The following is a 24,168-nucleotide window of genomic DNA, read 5'->3' as shown; positions in this document are numbered from 1 at the left end:
GTTTACCCCGTGGGTACAGACGGCTGAAGGGATTGAGGGGGACATGAACTCGTCCGGCTTTTGTTACGTACTGGTGAGTTAACGGTGGCGTCGAACAACCTCGATGAACTGGCCATCGGCCGCGAAGAGTAAGCTAACCATCCGGTTGTTTGAAGTCTGGACCCAGACAATGAACTGACCTTCGGTGCTCTTGGCCGCTTTCCTGACCGTACTGCCCGCGTAGGTAGTTGATATGTAGCTCGTTACGGCGGTCGGTAGCGTCGCTATATCGATGTCGGTGAATCGACCACGCAGCTGCTTTTCCAGCTCTTTGTTGAACGTACCGTCGGTGTTGAAGAGCAGGGTTTTCCGCTCGTCGTTCAGCGTAATCATGACGATGTAGCCGCGCGTGTTGTCTTTGGCCGCTACGTTCACCTGCGCTCCAGCGTAGTTGGTGGTGATGTAGCTGGTGATGGATGCGGGCAGATCCGTCAGCGCAATTTGCTGAAGGCTATCCCGCTTGCCACCCTGTCCGCGACCGGGTCCTGGGCGGCCGGGTTTCATCGCTATTTCCTGATTGAACGTGCCGTCGGCGTTGAACAGCAGCGCTTTAGGCTGGTTGTTCTGGACAATTCCGACGTAGAAACGGCCAGTGTCATCCTTGGCCGCATACTCAACGGTAGCGCCGGCGTAACTCGTGCTGATAAAACTCGTGATAGCGGCCGGCAGATCGGCCGTAGCTACTTTCGTCAGCTTTTGTTTGCAGAAAAATCCGGCACTGTCGGACGTAACGCGGGCACCAGACAGGGTCGTTTCTGCCTCATCGGCCGGATTAACCGATGTCTGATCCTGATTACAACCGTACAGGCTTAGGCCCATCAGGGCGATGCAACCGAGCAATAAATTGATTTTCATGGAGATGTATATAGGTAGATTAATTGGTAAGCAAGAGATCATTTTTCGGGACGGGCAACCGGGGTCGTCTCGATCACCGTGGGCAGGGCCTGGTAGAACGCGTGCAGATAACTGCCGATGATTTCGTGGCTCACGGCGCTTAACAGCCGCGGATCGTTATCAAGAAAGTATTCGCTCTGGCAGCGAATCAGCGGATGGGTGTCAAAAACGCTGATACCGTGCTGTTCGCCTAATGCCTGAAACAGGGGGCGGCTGCGTTCGCAGAGCCATTGGGCCACCGGCTCCCGATGTGGAATGGGCGTGAGCAGAATCACCTTATGGCGGAATGGCCGCAGCTGTGTCAGCAGCGTAGTAAGCTGGGTTTCCAGTTGTTTCAGAAGCGCTACCCGGCCAAACATGTGAAACAGCCGAAACCGGTTAATCCGCAGGCTGGTGGCCAGATTGGCTGATACCCGAACCAACGAACTGACTGATCCGACAAGTACCGACGGCCGGGGCAGCAGGCTATGGCCCAGCTCCAGCAGGATGAGGTCGTACCGGCTACCGTAGAGCCAGGGAAGAACCAGATTGGCCGAGCTGATGTCGAGCGGTGTGTGATACTCCACCTGCACCCGCTGACCGGATTGAATCAGTCGCCGGACAAACTGTTCGACAAAGCCCTGGCCAGGCTTCACACCAAAGCCTCCGGCCGCCGGGCCACCGATTACGAGAATACGTTGTGTTTTTGCTGCCATCTAAGCGAGACCATCCCTTAGGTGAGTGGTCATCTAACCGCCATTACGCGGTGCTATAAGGCTCCGTTGCAGCCAGAACTCAAAATTTTAGAAATAAAAAATAATCGAAAAAAAGTGGTCCGGCGCTGCAACGATCGGTAGCGTTTCTGCGTACAGACTAGGATAAAGACATCTATTGACTTAATCGTCAACGCCGTTGCTGTTCCGGAAACGCTCCTCTTTTTCCGAAAATGACCTGTTGAGTGTCATTGAGGCCTGCCGTGCTCAAAATGCGCAGGCACAACGGGTTCTGTTCAAACAGTTTTTTGGATACGCCAAAAGTGTCTGCCTGCGCTACTCGGCTACGGTCGAGGAAGCAGAGGAGGTGCTCAATGAAAGCTTTCTGAAGGTGTTTCAGCACCTGCATCAGTACGATACAAATCAGCCCTTCAAGGCGTGGCTGCGGGCAATTCTGGTCAATACGGCCATCAGTTACTACCGCCGGTATCACAAAAACGAACCGGATTCGTCGCTGGAAGATAGTCCTGAGCCGGGGATTGACGACGACGTACTGGATCGCATCACAGCGGAAGAGATTCTGGCTCTGGTGCAGGAACTACCTCCGTTGTGGCGAACGGTGTTTAACCTGCACGTTGTTGATGGCTATAGCCTGCGCGAAATTGCCGATTTGTTACCCAGCAACGAAGCGACTGTCCGCTCGCATTTCCTGCGGGCTCGTCAGCGGCTTCAGCAACTTATAAAGCGACACTATCCTCATTTTTTTTTGACTGACATTCGACCGTATGAACGATAAGTTTAATGATCGTATCCGCCAAAAGCTGGAGGACCTGCAGCCTACCTATCGCGAAAAGGATTGGGTACGGATGCAGTCGTATCTGCACCAGCATGGCTTCCCGCCGGCCTGGTCTGGGGCCAGCCGGTGGCTGCAGCCGGTGGCTACCGGTCTGACGGCCGCCAGCCTGCTGGTTGCCATTGTCTGGCAATACCAGACGAACCGGGAGCTTCAGACCAAACTCGATTCGCTTACCCAGACGGTGACTCGTCTGGAGCAGTCTCAGACTGCCCTTCAGCAAACGCCGTTGCGTGCTGATACGGTATATATTGCCCGCGTAAATCCCGTCCAACCCCAACAGACTCCTTCACTATCGACCAATACCTCTACGCTCACAGAAGGTAGTACAACCAACGCCGGATTGCCTCGCCCCCGGTCAAATCGGACTGCGGCTGACGTACCACAACCTATTCCTTCGACTGACGGTACGTCTGACGCTTTAACGAGCCGGGTCACGCCGGACCGGGTCACGCTAAGGCAATCTTCTCCGGCTAGTGGCGCGTCTGACGGTACGTCAGACGCGAATCAGACCGAGTCACGCCAGACTCGTTCGGTTCCAGCGTCTGACGCGGTAACGCGCAGCCCGAATGCGCCCGGAGCGCTTCCGAACCAGAAAACGATAGCGTCAGGACGGGTGCCGAACCAATCAGACCCGGCCCGCACCGAGCCGACCGGACTGACTACACCCGATGCATCCGTCGATAAGTTGGCGAATGCTGACAAACCCACGAACGCGACCCAGCCAGCCGAAACGCCCGGAGCAACAACCGGGGCAACATCAGCTGGTGGAAAACCGCCCGGATCCCCTGCGTCAGATCAGCGGACAGCTCGCAACCGTATGCCGGGTGGGACATCGCCCGGGCGTGAACGTCGGACTACGGAGCGAATACAAACCGGACGTGAATCGGATGCGTTGCCGACAAACCCGCCTGCTACCGACGTATTGGGTACCAGCGAAACGGCTACCGGCCGTCCCGACACTCAACTGGCCGTAGCACCACTGCAACCGCTGACCATACAACCCAACACCGACGCCCTGATAACCCGGTTTAATCGACGAGCCCGCCGAATTAAGCCGACGGCGCCCTCCGCTCCCGTTACGTTGGTTGCTGTACAGACGCCAAAACAAAAGGCAGCGGACGTAACAAATGCCGAACCGGTGAGCGTCCGCCCGACGCCTTCAGGGCAAATACGTATTGGCGGGGCCGCTGAGGTGGGTACCAATCAGCAGAGTGTAGGGGCTTATGGGGAAGTGCTGCTGGGGCGCCACTGGTCGGTAGGCGTTGGTCTAAACAGGATATGGCTGCCGAGTGAGCGATTTGTTACTGAAGTTCAGTTCCGTACCGAGAAACGTCATGATTTTCGCCGGGACTTTGGCCGGGGGGTCACATACATCCACGATATTCTGGATATAACCCTGCAGGGTTATAGTTGGCAGGTACCCATTTCGGCGAATTACCGGCTTCCTATGAAACGGGGCTTCGTGCTGACCTCCTCGGTGGGGGCCAATCTGAGTGTGTACACCCAGGAGCAGGCAACGTACCTGCTCCGGCTGCGGTATATTCCGATACCGCAACCGGGTCCTGGCCCGAAACCAGGCTATGATAAGGACCGGATCGTTGAGTTCCGGCAGCAGCAATCGAACAATTTCTACCACTCCTGGATGGTGTCGGCGGGGGTTGAGAAGCAGGTGAACCGGTTCGTTTTTCAGGCCAGTCCATACATTACCATTCCGTTCTGGATAGCGCCAAGTTCGCTCAATAATACGTCGGTCGGCGTGCGGGCGCGGGTCTTGTTTCAATTTTAGGTGAGGAGAAGGTTCGTATTTTTACCTTTCGTTGGTAAATCGATTTCTCTTACAACAATCTGAATATGCGCTTACCCCACCTGGTGCCGGCGGTTTTGCTGGCGATGAGTTCGCTGGCAGCGTTTGCCCAAGCCCCCGACAAGTTTACCTCCTACACGCAGGTTATTCCCGGCAGCAGCCAGACGTACGAGATGGCGGCTGTCCCCGGCGGAGAATTTATGATGGGCAGTCCGGCTACCGAAAAGGGCCGGAAACCTGATGAAGGACCTCAGCACAAGGTAAAAATTGAGCCGTTCTGGATGGGAAAGTACGAGGTGACGTGGGACCTGTACGATCTCTACGCATTCAAGAATATGGAAACGGAGATGGCGGCCAAATACCCCGGTGGCGACCTGAGTAAAACGGATGCCAGCACCCGGCCAAGTCCGCCTTATGTGGATATGTCGTTTGGGATGGGACGGGCCGGCTATCCGGCCATCAACATGACCCAGTACGCAGCTATCAAGTTCTGCGCCTGGCTGTACGATAAAACGGGCATTTTTTACCGTCTGCCCACAGAAGCCGAATGGGAATACGCCTGCCGTGCCAAAACGACGACACCCTATTCGTTCGGAGCCGACGTGAAAAAGCTGGGTGAGTACGCCGTTTTTAAAGGAAACAGCGATGGCGCTTACAAGAAAGTAGGAACGAAAAAGCCGAATCCGTTTGGTTTATACGATATGCACGGCAACGTAATGGAGTGGACCAAAGATCAGTACATTCCGACCTATTACGCTTCGGTGGCCAAAGGAGCCGTGAAAGAACCCTTCGCCCCGACGACGACACTCTACCCTAATTCAGTTCGTGGCGGCTCGTGGGACGATGACCCGGACGTGTTGCGGTCGGCGGCCCGCACACCCTCCGATCCGTCGTGGAAAGTACTTGATCCGCAAAGCCCCAAGAGTGATTGGTGGTTAACGAGTGCATCCTTCGTTGGCTTCCGCATTGTCCGCCCGGCCACCAAGCCGAGCGACGAAGACATCAAGGCGTATTACAACATCGAGCCGATCAAGGATTATTAATCTGATACGTGAATCGCTTCTGTTCCTGTAGCAGGCGAATGAATCCGCCTGCCGTGAAAGTATGGCAGTAACCTACCTCCTCCTCGGTGCTAACCTCGGCGACCGCGTGGCTACGTTACGTCGGGCGGTCGATCTGATTGCCGAACGGGTAGGAACCGTAGTACGGCAGTCGGCGGTGTACGAAACCGCCCCCTGGGGAGTTACGGATCAGCCCACGTTTCTGAACCAGGTGATAGCCGTGCAGACCGACCTATCGCCGGAGGAAACGCTGACCCGAACCCAGGCCATCGAGCAGGCAATGGGCCGGGTGAGACACGAAAAGTGGGGTGCCCGCCTGATTGATATTGATATCCTCTATTACGATCAGCTGGTGCTGCATACCGACACGCTGACGGTGCCGCATCCGTACCTGCATCAACGGCGGTTTACGCTCGTGCCCCTCGCCGAAATCGCTCCGGAATTCGTGCACCCGGTTCTTCTCAAAACCACTACTGAATTGACAGACGGGCTGGACGACAATAGTCAGGTCAGCCGCTACGTGCCCGGACAATCCGCGTAAATCGTTACAGAGAGCATCAGTTTTTAATTTCTAAAAAATCAAAGCTTAGCGCTGAAAAGGTAGTACCTTTGTGGTCAGTTTGTTGTCAGTTTATCAATATAACCACCGATTATGTCTGCCACGCTCGACACCACGAGTCTATTAGCCGACCGCATCAATGCGTTGGAGGAGTCCTCGACGCTGGCGATGGCCAAAAATGCCCGCGAACTGGCTGCGCAAGGGCACAAAGTTATTAATCTGAGTATCGGCGAACCTGATTTCAAAACGCCTGCTCATATCTGCGAAGCGGCCAAGAAAGCCATTGATGAAGGCTACCACGGCTACACGCCTGTGGCCGGCTACCCGGATCTGCGCAAAGCCATTGCCGATAAGTTTAAACGTGACAACAATCTGAACTGGAAACCAGAAAACATCGTCGTCTCAACCGGGGCCAAACACTCGCTGGCCAACGTGCTGCAGGTGCTGGTTAACCCGGGCGATGAAGTCATCATTTTCTCGCCGTACTGGGTGAGCTACTCCGAGATGGTGAAGCTGGCCGAGGGCGTATCGGTTGTGCTGGACGGGCCGTTTGAGAATGACTTTAAAGTGACGCCGGAGCAGTTTGAAGCCGCCATCACCGACCGGACGAAGGTGGTTATGTACGCATCGCCGAACAACCCAACCGGCTCGGTGTATACCGAACAGGAACTGCGTGGGATCGCTGAGGTTGTAGCCCGTCATGAACACATTTTCGTGCTGGCCGACGAGATTTACGAATACATCAATTTCACGCCCGAAGGGCACTTCAGTATCGGGTCCGTTCCGGAGATTGCCGACCGCGTAATCACCGTAAACGGCATGGCCAAGGGCTTTGCCATGACCGGCTGGCGGATTGGCTACATTGGCGCGGCCAAGTGGATTGCCGATGGCGTGGAGAAACTGCAGGGACAGGTAACGTCGGGAACCAGCTCGATCGCGCAGAAAGCGGCCGTAGAAGCCCTGCTCGGTACGATGGAGCCGACGTATGAAATGGCGAAGGCATACGAACGTCGTCGCGATCTGGTCGTGAAACTACTGAAAGAAGTACCTGGCTTCCGGACGAACGTACCGCAGGGCGCCTTCTACGCATTTCCCGACATCAGCTATTACTACGGTAAGTCAGACGGGCAAACGATGATCAACAACTCCGATGATTTTGCTATGTGGCTCCTTCGGACGACTTTCGTATCGACGGTAGCGGGCTCCGGCTTTGGCGCTCCCAACTGCCTGCGTATCTCAACGGCGGCCTCGGATGAAGCCCTGACCGAAGCCATCCAGCGCATCAAAGATGCCGTGGCTACACTGAAGTAAAAGGAGAAACGGAGAAGGGAGGCAGGGAGAAAGGAAGCAACAACTTCCCTTTCTCCCTGCCTCCCTTCTCCGTTTATTTTATCTTATCTTCTCCCAATCGGGACAACCACCTTTACACTCACGTTCCGGCCTATGTTGAAGACCCCCAATCGTCCGGTGGCCGGATTCTCGCCGAAATACTTCAACCGGTTCTGGTGGCTCTGATACGCTACGTCGAAGAGGTTCTGAGCAGCTACGTACACCGAGAACAAGGTTTGTCCATTGCTCAGTACGTCGCCACCGGCTCCTAAATTAATCAGGGTATAGGCCGGGGTTTCGGTTTCGGTACCATAAGCCAGCAACGCCTGGTTTTGCCGCCAGTTGTGCTCTACCTCCACCTGAGCGTATAGGTTCCGCCACAGGGTTCCGCTTTCCGCTTTGGTAAACTTCAACTGGCTAAGCAGCCGCGGAGGAGGCAGAAACGGCAGATAGCGGGCCGAATCCGACGTGGCTGTCAGATTACGCGAGCGTACCAACGAGTACGATGTCGTAAAATGAAACCAGCGGGCTGAACTTGGATTCAGCGTAACCTGAGCTTCTCCGCCGTACAGAACGGCATTTCCCTGAACGTACCGGTACGTCAGGATCGGGCGGGCCGGGTCAACAATCGAATCGCGGCCAAACCGGTCAAGTACCTTTTCGGAGTAGGTGTAGTTGGCAATCCGGTTCTGGAATAGGTTGGCGATAACCGACACAGACGGTGTTTCGTACTGCACGCCAATGTCGTACTGCCACGATGTTTCTGAACGCAGGTTGGGGTTCCCGATCTCGTATCGGAACGTACCGGCGTGTTCGCCATTGGCCGAGAGTTCGGGGGTGGCCGGAGCCCGGAAACCACGGGCCAGGTTACTTTTCACCGTCCAGCGATCCGAAAGTTTGTACGAAGCCCCGATACTGGCCGTCGGGTTGGAATACGTCTTGTCAAGTCCTTCGAACCGGACCGTGCCCCCGCGAATCGGTGTTTCGCTGAACGTGCCCTCGCTGTCGGCAAAGAGTTGATTAATCCGCATCTGGCGCACATCCATCCGCACCCCACCGTTCACCGTCAGCCGGTCGGTCTTCTTTTGGGCAAAAGCAAACACCCCGTTATCCCACGACTTATACCCCGGATATAGTACTTCAAGTCCCTGGTTCTGGTTGTACTGCCACATACCGTTTCCGCCAACCGTAAAATCCCAGCCGTTCTTGCCACCGAAATAGTATTTCAGGTCGTAAAAAACGTTTTGCAGGAAGAAGTACAGGGCCGGCTGCCCGGGGGTGAGGGTACTGGCAAACTCCTGCCGGCGGTTCTGACTGTAGCTGACAATGGCCGACAGATTACCTCCTCCAACTTTCGTGAATGTATTCCACGAAACTTTCATGTGGTTCAGGTTCTGGTAGTTGGCAGGATTGATAGCCCGGCTACGTAGTTCGCTGTCCGACACGGGGGCGAGGGCTTCCGAGTCGCTGTCCATCCGGACCAGCTTTTGGAACCGACCGGTCTGGTCGCGTTCGCCCGTTACGATGTTGATGTCCTGATGCCAGTTGGAAAAATAAATCTGCGAATATCCCCACCGGCGGTTGATGCCAATGGTACCGTTCACGTTGAACTCGCGGAAGGCTGAGCCATAGACCCGTCCATCGTACCGATTGCGGTAATTACCGGCGTTTTTGTGGCTCAGACGAAGCCGGCCAAAAACGCCGTTGTGGTTGCCCTCAACCACGCCCGACAAGCCGATCAGACCGTTGTTGCTCTGGTAATTGGTCAGAATTTGCCCGCGATAAACGCCCGGATCGGGTGGACGAGCCGAAATCAGACTCATAACGCCCCCCAGGCCGTCGGAGCCATAGAGCATACTACCCGAGCCTTTGATAATCTCGTAGCGATCAATCGAATATTCATCGATTTGCAGGGCATGTTCTTCGCCCCATTGGTTGTCTTCCTGCCGCACGCCGTCGTGTACGGTGATCACCCGGTTAAAGCCAAGCCCGCGGATAACCGGCTTGGATAGCCCGACGCCGGTCGTGATCTGCGACATGCCCGGCAGTCGGCTGACGGCGTCTGTCAGGTTGGTCGAACTCGTCTGAAGCCACTGAACTTTCGAGTACGTCATGATTGGTACCGGGCTTTCCTTAACCGTCGAACCGGTCGTAAGGCCCGTAACGACTACTTCCTGAAGCTGGGAGGCTTCGGGTTCGAGAATCACGTCGAGCGTTGCCGGCCCACCCGTAAGCCGAATGGTACGGGTTTGGGTCCGGTAACTCAAAAAACGAATCTCTACCTTGTGAGAGCCGGCTGGAAGGTCCGCAACCCGGAAATTTCCGAGCGTATCGGTTGCCCCTCCTTTTTGCAGGCCGGGCAGGTAAATGGTTACCCCAGCGAGTGGGTCGCGGGTGGTTCGGTCTGTAACACGGCCGCTGAGTACAGATTGTGCCGATACGGCGGCAGGCAGTAAAAGAATGAATGTGAGAAGTCGAAGCATTGGGGCCTGAGGTATGGTTTGGCAAACTGGACGATTACGAGCCAATGTGCGCACATACGCGATCTGATAGCTTCTCAGCAATTCTCAGAAAGAGTACACAACGCCATTGTCGATGTAAAAAGCAAGCAACTAAGCCAAAACCACGGGTGGGCCCCGGTGCTGAAATCCGATGAGTGGTGAAGCGAAGGAGAATGTAAAACGGCTGAAAACCGGCATCAACAGAGCCAGGATCAGCACAAGGGGCTGCCAGAAAAAAGAATCTGGATTGGTAAAGAGGGCATTGCTGATGCCATCGAGCCAGATCAGTTCCTGCTGCGTATGGGAGTGATTCGGAAACTGGCTGGAAGGAGAGGGTTTGTAGGGGTGTGCGTGTGTGATGATTGTTCCATCAGCCAGGCGGTGTGCATGGCGAAAAACAACCCCGTTGGTCAGTATGGCAACGTACAGACCAAGCAGAAAGCGAGCAATTCTCAACTGGTAATGCCTGGATCGCAACACACTAGTAAATTTTAACCCAATTTTTATGTAAATGTATTAAATTCGTATTACTTCAAAGTGAATTAGTTTTTAACAGGTAGGCGGCTGTTCAAACCACACTGAAAAACTGGCTTTGTTGCTTTGGCCTAAAACTTGCTAATGTTTTATATGAAGTTACAATAATAACAAAAGATTTGCTGAAAAGGGTATACTTATTGTACTAAACTTTTCAATAAATTTCTTGTTTTTGTATTAACACAAGGTTAATTTTGAATATTAAAGGGGTTTCATACGATGGCGTTGACAGTGCATTGAATCAGATCGAACCCAAACTACAATACCGTAAACTTAACTTAGCTTAATTTAACCGCTGCATGAGATGAAAAATGTTCGTTTGTACATGATTTTACAATGGATTTTCTTCCTCCCCGTCATCCTGCCGTTGTGTATGTTGTTCGGCGCGTTGCGAGGGGCAATCCAGATGGCTGATCGGGTAATGGACCAACTGTGGACAGACGTTATGCCACACCGTAAAACCGAGGCTACTATGGATTGATATTTACATTTAGGACAATCATTTGCTTATATACTTTAAACCCGGTGACTGAATAGCCGCCGGGTTTTTCATTTACTCAAATATGAAATTGAGGTTTTTGTCCTTGTAGTCCTCTTTATCCAGTTCCAGAAACTCTTCCCAGAATGGGTCATTCGGTACGCCCGCCTTGCAGATAATGGGCTCCTTTTTGACGGGATGAACAAAGTAAAGCCGCCGGGCATGCAGGTATATTTTTTTATCGGGAACGGCCCGGTCGTAGCCGTATTTAATATCGCCCCGAATCGGGCAGCCAATCGCCGATAACTGCGCCCGAATCTGGTGCGGTCGACCGGTAACCGGGTTTACTTCGAGCAGGTAGTGTTCATTAATCCGGCCCAGCACCCGGTACGTCAGCTCAGCGCGCTGGGAGCCCGGTACTTCGTATTCGTGGGCGGTAGTCTGGTTCTTCTGTTCGTCCTTAACCAGCCAATGGACCAGTTTATCGCTATCTCTGGGTGGTTTCTGCCGGACAACCGCCCAGTACGTTTTCTGCACCTGCCGCTTCCTGAAAATCTCGCTCATCCGCTCCAGGGCTTTTGACGTCCGGGCAAACACAACCAGGCCACTGACGGGGCGGTCGAGCCGGTGAACCAGCCCCAGAAAAACATCACCCGGTTTGTTGTATTTCTCCTTAACGTACTCTTTCAATACGTCGAGGAGCGTAACGTCGCCGGTACGGTCGCCCTGCACTAAAATGCCCGGTTCTTTATTGACAATCAACAGGTGGTTGTCTTCATACACCACCTGGTACGGTTTCTTCTTCATAGCCCACGGACCAGTTTGCCTGCCCAGTTTACATAACTCAATACGCTTCGTTCTCGTTCGGAAAGTCCCGGGCTTTTACGTCATCGACGTAGTGCGCAATGGCCTCGGTAATGATTGTGCTCAGATCGGCATACCGGCGCAGAAAGCGCGGTTTAAAATCCTTCGTAATGCCCAGGAGGTCGTGCAGAACCAGGATTTGACCGTCGGCGTCGGGGCCGGCACCAATGCCAATGGTTGGGATGTGCAGGCTCTGAGACACCTGCCTGGTCAACGATGCCGGAATTTTTTCGAGAACCAGACTAAAACAGCCGATGTCTTCGAGCATGCGGGCGTCGTCCATCAGTTTCTGGGCTTCGGCTTCTTCTTTGGCGCGAACAGCGTACGTACCAAATTTGTAGATCGACTGGGGAGTCAGTCCAAGGTGGCCCATAACCGGAACGCCCGCGCTCAGTATCCGGACGATGGATTCCTTTACTTCCAGCCCACCTTCCAGCTTCACGGCATGGGCTCCCGATTCTTTCATGATCCGGATGGCCGACCGTAGTGCCTCCGATGAGTTGCCCTGGTAGGAGCCAAACGGCAGATCGACAACGACCAGCGCCCGCTTCACAGCCCTGACAACCGAACTGGCGTGGTAAATCATCTGATCGAGCGTAATGGGGAGCGTAGTTTCGTGCCCGGCCATGACGTTGGAGGCCGAGTCGCCGACAAGGATCAACTCAACACCGGCCGCATCGACTACCCGCGCCATGGAATAGTCGTAGGCAGTGAGGGCCGATATTTTTTCGCCTTTATTCTTAAGTTCCTGTATGGTGTGCGTCGTAACGCGCTTGATATCGGGGTTATGAACGGACATAGACAATGGTGAGTAAGGTGAAGTGCCGGCTAATCAGCCGGGGCCGCGCAAAATTACGCGAAACGAACGTACCACTGCCTTTACCGCCTGATTAACTCAGCGAGGGATAAGCCAGGACTCCGGATTGAGCTTGGTAAATTCTTTCCAGATCTGAAACTGCAGCTCTGAAACGCCGTTTTTGTCGGTAGCTACCGTACCGATTGGCTCCCGGGCTTTCACCCGCTGTCCGGTTCGGACCGATACGCTCCGGAGCTTGGCGTATACGGTGAAATAATCGCCGTGCTGGATTGCCACTACGTTGTTCATGCCGGGCATACTCGTTACGTCCTGCACGATACCGTCGTATACGGTACGTACGGTTTCACCGGCGTTTGTCTGGATATCGACGCCCTGGTTTTCGACGTAAATTCCTTTTAGAACGGGGTGAGGCTTACGACCAAAGTGGTCCGAAATAAAGCCGCGCGATACGGGCCATGGCAACCGGGCACGCGATGACGTAAACGACGACGCCAGGGCGGTTTCTTCGCTGTTCAGGTTAGTATTACGCCGTTCGTCGGTGCGGGCCGCGTTTGCCTTACGGGCAGCCGCTTCAGCAGCTTCCTCCCGTTCAGCCGCGGCCACCTCCGCATCGGTCTTAGCTGGTTTTTCGCCGGCGGCCGCGGCTTCTTCGGCGCGTTTCCGCTCGGCCGCTTTCCGGGCCGCTTCCAGCCGGGCCAGCCGCTCCCGTTCAGCGCGTTCGCGGGCTTCGCGTTCGGCCCGTTCCCGCGCAATGATCCGCGTTATCATGGCTTCGAGCCGATTTACGGCCCGGCGACTCTCAGCCAGTTCGGTGCGTAATTCCACTTCTTTCTGGCTAAGTTCTTTGACCACCTTGCTTTGTTCTTCCTTCAGAGAGGTGAGTTTTTCGCTCTCCTGTACTTTGGCAACCAGGGCTCCACGCTGTTCTTTCCGTTTTCGTTCCGTAACCTGCTGCTTGGTCTGCAACATGGCCTGGATGTTGTTCATCTGCCGAACCTGGCTCTGGCGGGCGTCGGAGTACTGACGGAGGTATTTGTAGCGGGCGACGAGTTGGTTGAAGCTTTCGGATGCGAACAGAAAACTGATTGGATTGACTTGTTGCCGGCGCTTATCGGCCGCGTAGATCATAGCGCCGTATTCAGCCTTCAGTTTCTCCAGGTCTCGTTTCAGTGCCTGGCTGGCCTGACGTAATTCGGCAATTTCGGTGTCTGTCAGGCGGAGGTCTTTGTTAATCAGATTGATCTGTTGGGTTTGCGCCTGAATCTGCTGATTCAGGGCTTTCAACTGACCCATGCCTACCTGCTTTTCCGACGCGGTTTGCTTCAGGATGGTCCGGATCTGATTCATTTTCTCCAGATTCTGCTTCTTTTCTTTTTCCAGCGTCTGGCGATTCCGCTGGGTTTGCTGCCCCCATACCGACACGGGCACAAGCAAACCGATTGTTACGGCACCGATACTCCAAACTCGAAAAAGTAATTGAAAAAAAGCTGTAATCTGCATAGTTATGTCAATCGACTGGTTTGCTTACGGCCGGCGCTCATATTTTGCCGGGATGGTAAACGGAAACCCGGGATTTTTATCCACCAGTTCAACTTTGTTGTGCTGAACGCGAAGCAGCGATTGGTAGTACTGCCCGTCGGTTTTGGATTGGTAGTCCAGTGTAATCAGGCTCGTAAACGGAAACAGAAAATTGTTCAGGGCTGCAAAGTTCTCGTAATCCAGCCGCAGTGTATTCCGGGTTGGCTGTTCGACCACCATCAGTTTTTTCAGCTTACGATCTTCCTCGCCAATGTAATTCTCGACCAGCACTTTGCCTTCCGTTTGCCGAAGGAGCAGGTAGTCCCGGTCCCGTTTTACCTTCTGGGCTGGTTTCTGAGGTAAGGGCAGATTACCCACAATGAGCGCCTGGAGCAGATCGAACGTCAGGTTGAAGTTAAACTGACGGCTTAAGGTTGGAAAATCGTAGGCTGCATATTCCTTGTGAATTTTATCCAGAATATGGATTGAGTCGCGGGTAATCATTCCCCGGGCTACTTCGAGCCCCAGCCCCGTCACGGCGAACCAGATCACGCTGTCTTTGCGAACACGGAGATTTACGTTGGCGTTGCTAATGTCCTGGTCTTTGCTTTTGAAGGATACTTTCGACTTGGCGACGAGGTACTTGAAATCAATCTCGGCAACAATAGCGCGGGCTTCGTCGATGCCGGGCCGGGTCAGAACCGGCGCTTTGGCAGTATCAGCAGGGGGCGTAGGGCGGGTGGCAACAACAGTATCGGCGGGAATAGAGCGGGGAGGAGCCGAACGCGACAACCGCCTACGACGGCAGCCTTCCGAATTTAATAAAACCCCTACTAGTAGGGCAAACAGAAGGTATTTGTTCATGTAACTGGTTCGTAGTTTGTCGTTCGTAGTTCAGCGTTTGAGTTGAATACTCACCATGAACGTCAAACGACAAACTTCTTTATAACTTCCCCGTAGCGATTTTTTTATCCAGCGCATCGCTGGTCTCGCCTTTGGCTTTTGCTTTTTTCCATTGATCCAGCGCTTTCTCCCGCTCGCCAAGCTGGAACAAGACATCGCCGTAGTGCTCGAGTATGGTTCCGCTGATACCGGCTGGATCAGCCTGAATCGCTTTTTCCAGCACTTGCCGGGCCTTGGCGTAGTCTTTCATGGTGTAAAGCACCCAAGCGTGCGTGTCGAGGAAGGTGGCATTGGTCGGGTTACGCTCTACCAGCTTCTTCGACATCTGAAGTGCCTTCGGCAGGTTTTCTTTCCGTAGCGACAGAAAGTAACTGTAGTTATTCAGTACGGGATCGTTCTGCGGATCTTCTTTCAACACCAGTTCGTAGGCTTCGTCGGACTTGGCGTGGTCACCGAGACCGTTATAGGCGTCGCCAAGCTGGGCGTTAATGCCCTTCAGCACTTCTGCGTTGTTAGTAACGCCCAGCAGCTTCCGGCTTTCTTCCAGCGCGTCGACGGCCTCTTGGAAATGGCGTTTGTAGAGGTGTGCAGAGCCGTTTGAGTACCAGAATAACCCCTGCGTGGGGAACACTTCGAGGGCTTGCTGCGAATGCACCAGCAGACTGTCCACCTGATTCAGTTCGCCGTCCAGTTGCAGCAGGGCACCCCAGACTTCATAGGTAGATCCATCGAGCCGGGCAGCTTTGGCGTAGGCATCACGCGCTTCGACTTTCTTACCCTGTTGGGTGAGCAGGTCGCCCAGCATAATCTGGGTTTTCGGATCGTTGGGGCTTGTTTTAGCGAGGTCCTGCGCCATTTTGAGCGCATCCTGCTGGGCTGCGGTGCTTTCGCCCGTCACTCCGGCGTAGCTCGACAGGATCCGGGCTTTGAGTCCGGCTTCAAGATTCGGATTGGAAAAGACCTGATTCAGTTCTTTGGTCACCCGGGCCATATCGCCTTTCTTGCGGTACACGTCTGCGAGCAGCACGTGCGCCTGAGGCAGGTCCGGATTCAGCTTAAGGGCCTTGTCGAGCCAGCTGATAGCCTGATCGTCGCGGTCATGGGCAATCAGCAGTTCGGCGCCTTCGAGCAGGTATTCCGGTTCGCCGGGCTCAGAAGCCACCAGCTTTTCGGCTTCTTCGATGGCCTTGTCGATTTTGTTCTGCTTGAGGTAGATGCGTTGTTTCTGGCGAGTAATCTCCTCGTTCATTCCTAACGCCCGTTCAACGCGGTTATAGGCGTCCAGGGCTTTGTCAGGCTTATCATCGAAGAGGTAAATAGCGGCCAGTTCAACCCCGTACTCAGCGTTCTCGGTGCCTTTGCTCAATAATTGCTCATACAAATCTTCGGCCTCCCCATAGCGCTTCTGTTTAACAAGCAGTTCGGCCAGGAGCAGCGTATAGAATTTGTTCTCGGCGTCGAGGGAATGGGCTTTCGAGGCAAAGGGAATGGCATCGGCTGTCTTGCCGGTTTTCAGCAGGGCATTGGCCGTGGCATACTGGGCAGCCGCGTTGTTCGGGTTTTTCTGCAGCAGTTTTTCAAACTGGGTAATGGCTCTGGCCGGTTCGTCGGTCATCAGATGCCGCATACCCTCCGCAAAAAGCAATTCTTCTTCGGCCTTGGCTAGTGTTGTAGTCCCGGGAGCTGCCTTTACGGCTTCAGGGCCCGGTTTCGTTTCTCTGCGCTGAGCCACAGCGGGGGTTCCGCCGAGCCAGATAAGCAGTCCCAGCCCGCCGACCATCCCCAGCAGTCGCCGGTTTCGGCAAAACGTATATGGTTTGTACATTGTGGTCAGCGCATTGATAAAGTACGTGCTTACAAAAAACGAGTCAGTAACCGTTACTATTGCAGGCCGGTTGTGTTTTGATATATAAACAAAGGTAGTTCAAAATAGCAAATACTTAGTACGTTCGCTAGTCGGAGAGAACTACCTTTTCCGGAAGCCGATGAAATGCTAGGAAACAGCGTCGTACACCTGCACTCGTTCCCACAAATGACTGCATTCGGCTACGAACTCGAGGTGAACCGGGTGAACCTGGTAGCGGTCCTGAGCGGCTTTGTCGGCGAAGACGAATGTAAGCGAAAAATCGTAGCTGTGGTCAATCACGGGCCGGCGCGTATCGGCCGGAACGCCAACGTAAGCCGCTGTGATGTCGTTAATGCCTTTGAGGGATTCCAGACCAGCGCGAAGCGCGTCGCGGTCAGCCTGATTTTCGGGGTGCTTGAGCCAGAAAAATACTGTGTGAACGAACATGGTATCAGGTAATAAGTTAGCAGACCGGTAGTTTGATAAGTCAGTTTTCCAGAACGACTGACCCCGTTTACCGACTTGCTAACTTACTACGTGTTTACGAAAACTTCTCCAACTGCCTGACCAAAACGCCAAAATCTTTCGGATAGGGCGCTTCGAACTGCTGTCGCTCACCGTCCAGCAGGTCAAACGTCAGCGAATGAGCGTGCAGCGCTACCCGCTGGATCAGCGGCTGTTCTTCCGTATCTTTCTTGAGGTTGAAATGCCGCTTCAGCTCCGACAGAAACAGCGGCTCGCCACCGTACGTCGGGTCGTTGACAATCGGCGCTTTCAGGCACATCAGGTGAACCCGGATCTGGTGCATACGGCCCGTGATAGGAATGCACTCCACGAGGGTGTTCTGCCGGTAAGCCTGCAGCGTATTGAAGATCGTTTCGGCCAGTTTTCCCTTTTCGCGGTCAATCCGAACGGCCGTTCCGTCTTTGATGGGGGCAATCGGGAGGTATACCGAAACCCCATCGAAATCGTGAACCCCGTTCGTCACGGCGTGGTACCGTTTGGTCACCTCGCGGTGTTCGAACTGCATGGCCAGGTGCCGGTAGGCTTCGGGGTGTTTGGCGATGGCCATAATGCCCGACGTTTCTTTATCCAGCCGGTGCCCTAACTGCGCGTCGGGATGATACGCTTTGGCCAGGCGAATGATGCTCAGCGCCCGGTCGTTGGTGCGCTCGTCGAGCGACGCGATGTGGGGGGGCTTGTTAATCAGTATATAGTCGTCGTTTTCAAAAACGATCAAATCCTCAAATTGTACTTTCATGAGCGAATTGTTCGATGTTCGCAGTTTGTCGTTTACCGCTGACTCCCGAGCCGTATAGACTGGGCTGCCTGCGCCGGCCAACAACCTGTACCCTGTAAACTAAATGCAAAAAGCCTCCTCCAGACTGGAAGAGGCTATGGTAATGCGATAACCCCAAAAACGTTAGATCGACAGCGTACCGCGCTCGTGTGCCTTGCGCAGGGTCGCTTCGAGACCGTTTTTGTTGATGGTTTTGATGGCAGACGTAGCAACTTTCAGCGTGATCCATTCGCCCGTCGACTCCACGAAGAAACGCTTCTTCTGGAGGTTCGGGTAGAACTTACGCTTTGTTTTATTGTTGGCGTGAGAAACGTTATTTCCCGTCCGCGTCCGCTTTCCTGTGATTTGACAAACTCTGGCCATGACCGTACTCGTTTTCCGTATGAGGGCGCAAAATTAGCTAAAAGGCTGATACTACGCAAACTATTCTTTGGCTTTTTTGAAGCCGTACGGGCAATGCCGACAACCGTTTTTACAACAATAACCGCGTTTCAAATGATAGGCGGCTGTAAAAACCACAAAACCTTCGGGGGTGTAGTAGTAATCTTCATCAGCCAGACCATCTAACTTCTTGTTTTTCCGGCGGGATGCCATGTGTTTTCTCTGTATTAACCCTTGGTGGTGAAGCAGGTTGGGTTTTGCCTTCTGCTTAATTCAGGCTATTTTTGAAAGGAACGAACTGTTTAACCGGTTGGTTCTATAAATTAATACCCCTTCATCAACTGTTCACCAACATTAATTCGTACTGTTATGGAAACCGCACTGCCTATCTCGGCCACTGAACAGGCCATGCAACTCGAGTGGAACTACGGCGCTCATAATTATCATCCGGTTCCGGTTGTTCTGACCCGGGGCGAGGGCGTATTTGTCTGGGACGTTGAGAACAAACGGTATTTTGACTTCCTCTCCGCCTACAGCGCCGTGAGCCAGGGCCATTGCCACCCGCGCATTATCAACGCGTTCATCCAGCAGGCCCAGCGACTGACTCTTACCTCGCGGGCGTTCTACAACGATAAGACGGGCATCTGCGAAAAATTCCTGTGTGACTATTTCGGCTATGACAAAGCCCTGTTAATGAACTCGGGAGCCGAGGGGGGCGAAACGGCCCTGAAACTGACCCGGAAATGGGCGTACCTGGTGAAGGGTATTCCGCAGGACCAGGCCAAAACAGTGTACGCAGCCGGTAATTTCTGGGGCCGTACGCTGGCCGCTATCTCCTCGTCGACCGACCCGAGCAGTACGCGCGATTTCGGGCCGCTGCTGCCGGGATACATCATCATTCCCTACAACGACCTGACTGCGCTGGAGGAAACGTTCAAGCGTGACCCGAACATTGCGGGCTTCATGGTTGAGCCAATTCAGGGCGAGGCCGGGGTTGTGGTGCCGGACGAGGGCTACCTCCGGGGGGTGCGTGAGTTGTGTACTCGATACAACGTACTGTTCATTGCCGACGAAGTACAGACCGGTATCGGCCGGACAGGTAAACGCCTGGCTTGTGATTACGAGGATGTGAAACCTGACCTGCTCGTACTGGGAAAAGCCCTGTCAGGTGGTACGATGCCGGTATCGGCCGTACTGACTTCAGACGAGGTGATGCTGACGATCAAGCCTGGCGAACACGGCAGTACGTACGGCGGCAATCCGCTGGCCTGCGTCGTGACGATGGAAGCGCTTCAGGTGGTAAACGATGAAAACCTGGCCGACAACGCGATGGCGATGGGTGAGGTTTTCCGGAGCCGGATGACGGCGCTGAGCCAGAAAACAGAACTGGTGAAGTCCGTACGGGGCCGGGGGCTGCTGAACGCGATCGTGATAACCGAACGCCCCGAATATGGAAAAGAAACCGCCTGGGAAATCTGCCTGAAGCTGCGGGACAACGGCCTGCTAACCAAGCCGACCCACGGCGACAAGATTCGGTTCGCGCCCCCGCTGGTCATCAACGAAGACCAGATGCACGAAGCCTGCGATATTATCGAAAAGACGATTCTTAATTTTTAAAGGAGAAAAGCAGGAAGGGGAGGAAGGGAAACCGTACTGGTCTGCCTTTCCTCCCCTTCCTGCTTTTCTCTGGTTTTACCTCACTTTCTGGTCCTGTTCATAGACCCCTTCTTCCTCCTTGCTGCCGTCGGCGTTGTAGAGGATGCCCGGGCCGTGGCGCTGGCCATTTTTGAAGTAGCCAACAAACCGGTCGCCGTCGGCGAAGTGATACACGCCTTTGCCGTTTGGTACGTTCTTCTGGAACCAGCCGGCGTAGCGGTCGCCGTTGCGGTAGTAATACACACCGTAGTCGGAACGGACGTTGTCGCGGAAATTGCCTTTGTACTTGATTTTACCATCGGCGTAATACTCCGTGCCTTCGCCGTGTTTGTCACCTTCTTCAAACGCGCCGGCGTACCGTTCGCGGGTGGGATACACAAAAACACCACGGCCATCTGCACAGTCGCCCGAAACGCAACCGACCGTACGGGCGGGCGTGGTGGTGCGGGTAGGTGTGGTCGGTCGGGCGGAGGCCGTTGCCTCATCGGTGGCGATGGGTTTGGGGGCGGTGGCTACGGCCGGTTTGTTGGCTGTTTTCCACTTCGGATACAGCTCTTCGGCTTCGAGCCAGCCTTTACGAATGGCGTCGATACGGGCCGGCTTAGCCGGGTGCGTCGACGTAGCGTGTTCGTTCCCAAGCAGTCTGATGGCTACCAGCGATTCTTCGAGCGATGCGCCAAGCTGATGGAGCACAAAGCCTGAAAACTTATCGGCTTCAATTTCTTTCTGCGGTTGACCGCCCTTGCCGTCGATGGTGTGACCCTGGAGGTGGTGGCCAATTTCGTGCGCCATCACGCTGATAGCCGACCAGTCGGTTTCGGTAGCATCTTCGATTCGCTGCATGAACGCACCGTCGTAGATGATAAACCGCTGCCCCTTCACGACCGTAGCAAAGCAGTTCTGGGTATTGGCGCACTCCATAATCTTGAAATTACGCAGCAAACCAATGGGCTTTAAAATCCGGTCAACTACGCGTTCGGCGTGGCCATTGGCGGTGTAGGCCATGTAGTTGCAAAGAACCTGCGGATCGACGGCCGCACCGGTAAAATTGCAGGTAAAAGGTTCAGAAACCAGCATAGGCTGGCGGGCGGGGGATTGAGCTAACAGGGAGCCGGATGCCCCTAAAACGAGCGTCGTTACGTATAAAACCGCTTTCACGTTCATAACCGGGTGGGGTTAATCGTTCATCACGGCAAAATAACGAACGGAAGCGGGCAGGCATTGTAAATCGACGCCGACGACGCGCCAACTTTATCGAAAACGGTCAGAAAATGCATCTCGGCCTGGTTTTCTTCCAACCCGCTTCTGTCTCAGAAGGAAACACCGCTTGTGCCACGCAAGACAACCGGTGTTCAGACGGCCGCCTGGCTAATTCCCTATTGCCGCTCAGTTTTCTTAAACTAGTTCAACCGTTTTTCTTAAGCTACTTCATCGTTCCGGGGGCGGGTGGGGCGGTAGTTTTGCATCCGTTAAGCAACAAAAAACACAAGCCATGCAAACTACCCTCGAAAAGCTAATGGACCTGAACCGTCTGGTTCAGCAGGGACACATCCTGCACGCCTTCGATACGTACTACCACGACGACGTTGTGATGCAGGAGAATGAGCAGGAGCCCATGATCGGCAAGCAAGCCAACTATCAGCGCGAAGCCAACTTCAAAGCGAATGTGTTAAATTTTACAGCCGTACCACTGAAAACGTCGGCCAGCGAAAACCACTCGTTTGTCGAATGGCAGTATGACTACACCCATCGCGAATGGGGGCATAAGCAGTACAAACAGGTGTCGGTGCAGGAGTGGCAGGATGGGCGGATTATCCGCGAGAAGTTTTACTACGCCGGATAACGTATCGTGAACCAGATTGAAGATCTAATAAAAGCACGGATGAAAACGCTGACCGTACCGGACGAAACGCCGGTCTTCCCCTTACGCTGGGTGGTAGCCACAAATGATGAAGCTGCACCACTCGTGATCCGCCTGATGCTGGCGCTGGTTTTGTTTCCCCACGGTGCCCAGAAACTATTGGGTTGGTTTGGCGGGTATGGCTTTGATGGGACAATGCAGTATTTTACGGAAACCGTAAACCTGCCGTATCTGCTGTCGATTGGCATTATACTCATTGAATTTGTCACGCCCTTTCTGCTCATTGCCGGTTTGTTCACCCGCGTTGTGGGCGTACTGGTAAGTCTGCTGTTCACGGGTATTATCCTGACAGCGCACGTAAAGGTTGGCTTCTTTATGAACTGGGACGGCAACCAGCCCGGCGAAGGCTTTGAATATCACCTGCTGATCGTAGCGATGGCCGTTTCGCTGCTCCTGTCGGGCGGGGGTAAACTGTCGCTGGATAATCGACTGGCTAAATAAACGCCCCGTGGTTATCGGCAACCTGGCATAAGCAGACGTAAATTGCCATATTTACCGGCAAACTAATGAGCAGCCCGGCCCCGCCGGGTTGCTTTTGTCTGTGGTTATGCAAGTGTTCGACACCGCGGCTGCTCACAAGCAGATTCTGGATCATGTGCAGCAGTTGATCCGTCTCACCGAGGAGGAAGAAACGTATTTTCTGAGCATACTGAAACCCCGTGTACTACGTCGCAGACAGTATCTGGTGCAGCAGGGCGAAGTGTGCCGATTTGAGAATTTTGTCGTGAAGGGTACGTTGCGGGCCTTTGCCATCGACCCAAAAGGGCAGGAGCATAATGTCCACTTCGCGCTGGAAGACTGGTGGATTTCGGATTTTCAGAGCCTGCTGACCGAACAACCCGCTACGTTATACATAGAAGCCATCGAAGAAACGCACCTCCTGCAGATTGAGAAGAAAGATATCGACCAACTTTTCATCAACGTACCGCCCTTTGAACGATTCTTCCGGGTCAAGCTGCAAAACGCCTTCATCGCCTTTCAGAACCGGATCTTCTCAACCATCAGTCAGACGGCCGAAGAACGTTACCTCGAATTGCGCCGGCGGTACCCACTCATCGAACAGCGGGTACCGCAATATATGCTGGCGTCGTACCTGGGAATCACCCCCGAATTCTTAAGCAAAATCCGTCGCGAACTGGCTACGCGTCACTAATCATTTGAACCGCTGCACGGCCACTTTGCCGTTGGCACCAACGGCGTAGCAGGTACCTTTTACGCAGGCCAGCGCGTGAAAACCTTCGGTATCCAGCCGCTGCCAGGTTTGACCCTGATCGGCGGAGATACTGCTTCCCGACGGGCCGATGGCCAACAGGCGGTCGCCGGGTAAGAGCGCAACGGCCTCTTTCAGACCCGGTGGGTCGGTAGGGGAGACAAGCTGCCAGGTTCGGCCACCGTCGCGGCTGATGGCTGCGTTTGGGCCGGCCTGGGCCGTTTGCTGGTAATTGCCGCCTACAACCATACCGTTCTTCTCGTTAAAGAAGCGAAGGCCGAACAGCCCGGTTGCGCTACCCGCGGGCAGCGGTGTATTGCTCACGGTCCAGGTTCGGCCGCGATCGGTGGATCGGAAAACCCGGCCGACCGTACCGCCACCAGAGGCAATCCATACGTTTCGTTTGCCCTGAACCACCAGACTGGTGCCGCTGGCGGCAAAGGCCGCTTCGTTCGGCTGCATGGCGGGCAAGGCGTCGGGCGGAACAGGTTGCCAGGTTTTTCCGGCGTCGTCGGTCGTCAGGATAAACCACTTGCCGGCAGCGGCACCATCCGCCGGGGGATCACTGAACACAATGCCGTGCTGTTTGTCCCAGAAGTCCATGCCGTCGAAGAAGACCCCCGGTTGTTTCGTGTCGTACACCTGTGTCCAGTTTCGGCCGCCGTCGGTGGTTTTATAGATACGTGCCTGTCCCTTTTCGGCCGGACCGGCGCTCATCAGATAAGCCGTCTGGTCGTCGACGGCGTGAACGTCGCGGAAGTCGCAGCTGTCGGCACCGGCAACCTGCCCCTGCTCCCACGACTGACCACCGTTGCTGGTGTGAACGAACGTACCGCGCGTACCGCCAATCCAGACTACTTTTTCGTTGGCGGCACTAACGGCCCGGAAACTGGCACCGGTACCAACGTTTTGCGGCTGCCACTGGGCCTTGGCCGATGAGGCCAGTACGAGACCCAAAAGACACAACTTGATAAAAGAGATGGTACGTCGAACTAGACAAGTCAT

The 24,168-nt window shown here is 54.4% G+C and carries 24 protein-coding genes; 9 read left to right on the top strand and 15 right to left on the bottom strand.

Going from position 1 to position 24,168, the window contains the following annotated elements:
• Positions 1 to 78 precede the first annotated feature (78 nt).
• Both DYU11_RS03250 and DYU11_RS03245 read right to left on the bottom strand, forming a co-directional pair.
• Positions 79 to 894, bottom strand: coding sequence for a PepSY-like domain-containing protein (locus DYU11_RS03250; protein WP_119666194.1), 816 nt, complete (start codon positions 892 to 894; stop codon positions 79 to 81).
• 38 nt (positions 895 to 932) lie between these two features.
• Positions 933 to 1,628 (bottom strand): hypothetical protein, encoded by a 696-nt coding sequence (locus DYU11_RS03245; RefSeq protein ID WP_119666193.1) that lies wholly within the window; start codon positions 1,626 to 1,628, stop codon positions 933 to 935.
• A gap of 196 nt (positions 1,629 to 1,824) precedes the next feature.
• Between DYU11_RS03245 and DYU11_RS03240 the strand changes: the two genes are divergently transcribed.
• The 5 genes from DYU11_RS03240 (at position 1,825) to DYU11_RS03220 (ending at position 7,216) form a co-directional block, all read left to right on the top strand.
• On the top strand, positions 1,825 to 2,421 hold the full coding sequence (locus DYU11_RS03240; RefSeq protein WP_119666192.1) for an RNA polymerase sigma factor: 597 nt from the start codon (positions 1,825 to 1,827) through the stop codon (positions 2,419 to 2,421).
• Positions 2,411 to 4,267 carry a hypothetical protein gene (locus DYU11_RS03235; protein WP_119666191.1) on the top strand — a complete coding sequence of 619 codons (1,857 nt, stop codon included), beginning with the start codon at positions 2,411 to 2,413 and terminating at the stop codon, positions 4,265 to 4,267. Before DYU11_RS03240 ends, DYU11_RS03235 begins: the two co-directional genes overlap by 11 nt.
• 65 nt (positions 4,268 to 4,332) lie before the next feature.
• Positions 4,333 to 5,328 carry a formylglycine-generating enzyme family protein gene (locus DYU11_RS03230; RefSeq protein ID WP_119666190.1) on the top strand — a complete coding sequence of 332 codons (996 nt, stop codon included), beginning with the start codon at positions 4,333 to 4,335 and terminating at the stop codon, positions 5,326 to 5,328.
• A 61-nt stretch (positions 5,329 to 5,389) separates the two neighbouring features.
• Entirely contained in the window at positions 5,390 to 5,887 is a 498-nt protein-coding gene (gene folK / locus DYU11_RS03225; RefSeq protein WP_119666189.1) for a 2-amino-4-hydroxy-6-hydroxymethyldihydropteridine diphosphokinase, read from the top strand.
• A gap of 111 nt (positions 5,888 to 5,998) precedes the next feature.
• Positions 5,999 to 7,216 (top strand): pyridoxal phosphate-dependent aminotransferase, encoded by a 1,218-nt coding sequence (locus DYU11_RS03220; protein WP_119666188.1) that lies wholly within the window; start codon positions 5,999 to 6,001, stop codon positions 7,214 to 7,216.
• A gap of 83 nt (positions 7,217 to 7,299) precedes the next feature.
• Here DYU11_RS03220 and DYU11_RS03215 read toward each other — a convergent pair whose 3' ends face one another.
• The 11 genes from DYU11_RS03215 to DYU11_RS33150 form a co-directional block, all read right to left on the bottom strand.
• A complete protein-coding gene (locus tag DYU11_RS03215; protein WP_119666187.1) occupies positions 7,300 to 9,717 on the bottom strand; it encodes a TonB-dependent receptor in 2,418 nt (805 codons plus the stop codon).
• Positions 9,718 to 9,846: 129 nt separating this feature from the next.
• Positions 9,847 to 10,191, bottom strand: coding sequence for a DUF8478 family putative metalloprotein (locus DYU11_RS03210; RefSeq protein WP_119666186.1), 345 nt, complete (start codon positions 10,189 to 10,191; stop codon positions 9,847 to 9,849).
• 631 nt (positions 10,192 to 10,822) lie between these two features.
• Positions 10,823 to 11,554, bottom strand: coding sequence for an RluA family pseudouridine synthase (locus DYU11_RS03205; protein WP_119666185.1), 732 nt, complete (start codon positions 11,552 to 11,554; stop codon positions 10,823 to 10,825).
• A gap of 37 nt (positions 11,555 to 11,591) precedes the next feature.
• A complete protein-coding gene (gene panB, locus DYU11_RS03200; RefSeq protein WP_119666184.1) occupies positions 11,592 to 12,410 on the bottom strand; it encodes a 3-methyl-2-oxobutanoate hydroxymethyltransferase in 819 nt (272 codons plus the stop codon).
• Positions 12,411 to 12,506: 96 nt separating this feature from the next.
• Positions 12,507 to 13,928, bottom strand: coding sequence for a murein hydrolase activator EnvC family protein (locus tag DYU11_RS03195; RefSeq protein WP_119666183.1), 1,422 nt, complete (start codon positions 13,926 to 13,928; stop codon positions 12,507 to 12,509).
• Between the two features lie 24 nt (positions 13,929 to 13,952).
• Positions 13,953 to 14,810 (bottom strand): lipoprotein insertase outer membrane protein LolB1, encoded by an 858-nt coding sequence (gene lolB1 / locus DYU11_RS03190; RefSeq protein WP_119666182.1) that lies wholly within the window; start codon positions 14,808 to 14,810, stop codon positions 13,953 to 13,955.
• A gap of 79 nt (positions 14,811 to 14,889) precedes the next feature.
• Complete coding sequence (locus DYU11_RS03185) at positions 14,890 to 16,674, bottom strand: tetratricopeptide repeat protein (protein WP_119666181.1); 1,785 nt, start codon at positions 16,672 to 16,674, stop codon at positions 14,890 to 14,892.
• 168 nt (positions 16,675 to 16,842) lie between these two features.
• The gene (locus DYU11_RS03180; protein ID WP_119666180.1) at positions 16,843 to 17,142 is read right to left on the bottom strand and encodes a Dabb family protein; all 300 of its coding nucleotides are present in this window, start codon (positions 17,140 to 17,142) and stop codon (positions 16,843 to 16,845) included.
• A gap of 94 nt (positions 17,143 to 17,236) precedes the next feature.
• Positions 17,237 to 17,956 carry an RluA family pseudouridine synthase gene (locus DYU11_RS03175; RefSeq protein ID WP_119666693.1) on the bottom strand — a complete coding sequence of 240 codons (720 nt, stop codon included), beginning with the start codon at positions 17,954 to 17,956 and terminating at the stop codon, positions 17,237 to 17,239.
• A gap of 162 nt (positions 17,957 to 18,118) precedes the next feature.
• A complete protein-coding gene (gene rpmB / locus DYU11_RS03170) occupies positions 18,119 to 18,358 on the bottom strand; it encodes a 50S ribosomal protein L28 (protein ID WP_119666179.1) in 240 nt (79 codons plus the stop codon).
• Positions 18,359 to 18,418: 60 nt separating this feature from the next.
• Positions 18,419 to 18,589 carry a C1orf53 family protein gene (locus DYU11_RS33150; protein ID WP_158600207.1) on the bottom strand — a complete coding sequence of 57 codons (171 nt, stop codon included), beginning with the start codon at positions 18,587 to 18,589 and terminating at the stop codon, positions 18,419 to 18,421.
• Between the two features lie 156 nt (positions 18,590 to 18,745).
• Between DYU11_RS33150 and rocD the strand changes: the two genes are divergently transcribed.
• Entirely contained in the window at positions 18,746 to 19,993 is a 1,248-nt protein-coding gene (gene rocD / locus DYU11_RS03165) for an ornithine--oxo-acid transaminase (RefSeq protein ID WP_119666178.1), read from the top strand.
• A gap of 75 nt (positions 19,994 to 20,068) precedes the next feature.
• On the opposite strand, the gene DYU11_RS03160 is transcribed toward rocD, so the two are convergent.
• Complete coding sequence (locus tag DYU11_RS03160; protein ID WP_119666177.1) at positions 20,069 to 21,196, bottom strand: M48 family metalloprotease; 1,128 nt, start codon at positions 21,194 to 21,196, stop codon at positions 20,069 to 20,071.
• A gap of 328 nt (positions 21,197 to 21,524) precedes the next feature.
• On the opposite strand from DYU11_RS03160, the gene DYU11_RS03155 reads away from it, so the two are divergent.
• The 3 genes from DYU11_RS03155 to DYU11_RS03145 all read left to right on the top strand — a co-directional run bounded on the left by DYU11_RS03155 (position 21,525) and on the right by DYU11_RS03145 (position 23,106).
• On the top strand, positions 21,525 to 21,875 hold the full coding sequence (locus tag DYU11_RS03155) for a nuclear transport factor 2 family protein (RefSeq protein ID WP_119666176.1): 351 nt from the start codon (positions 21,525 to 21,527) through the stop codon (positions 21,873 to 21,875).
• Between the two features lie 39 nt (positions 21,876 to 21,914).
• On the top strand, positions 21,915 to 22,394 hold the full coding sequence (locus DYU11_RS03150; protein WP_119666175.1) for a DoxX family protein: 480 nt from the start codon (positions 21,915 to 21,917) through the stop codon (positions 22,392 to 22,394).
• Positions 22,395 to 22,500: 106 nt separating this feature from the next.
• Complete coding sequence (locus DYU11_RS03145) at positions 22,501 to 23,106, top strand: Crp/Fnr family transcriptional regulator (protein ID WP_119666174.1); 606 nt, start codon at positions 22,501 to 22,503, stop codon at positions 23,104 to 23,106.
• On the opposite strand, the gene DYU11_RS03140 is transcribed toward DYU11_RS03145, so the two are convergent.
• Positions 23,107 to 24,168 (bottom strand): WD40/YVTN/BNR-like repeat-containing protein, encoded by a 1,062-nt coding sequence (locus DYU11_RS03140; protein ID WP_229365678.1) that lies wholly within the window; start codon positions 24,166 to 24,168, stop codon positions 23,107 to 23,109.

The organism is Fibrisoma montanum (assembly GCF_003583365.1).
Taxonomy (GTDB): Bacteria; Bacteroidota; Bacteroidia; order Cytophagales; family Spirosomataceae; genus Fibrisoma; species Fibrisoma montanum.
This window is presented reverse-complemented; position numbering and strand designations above follow the sequence as displayed.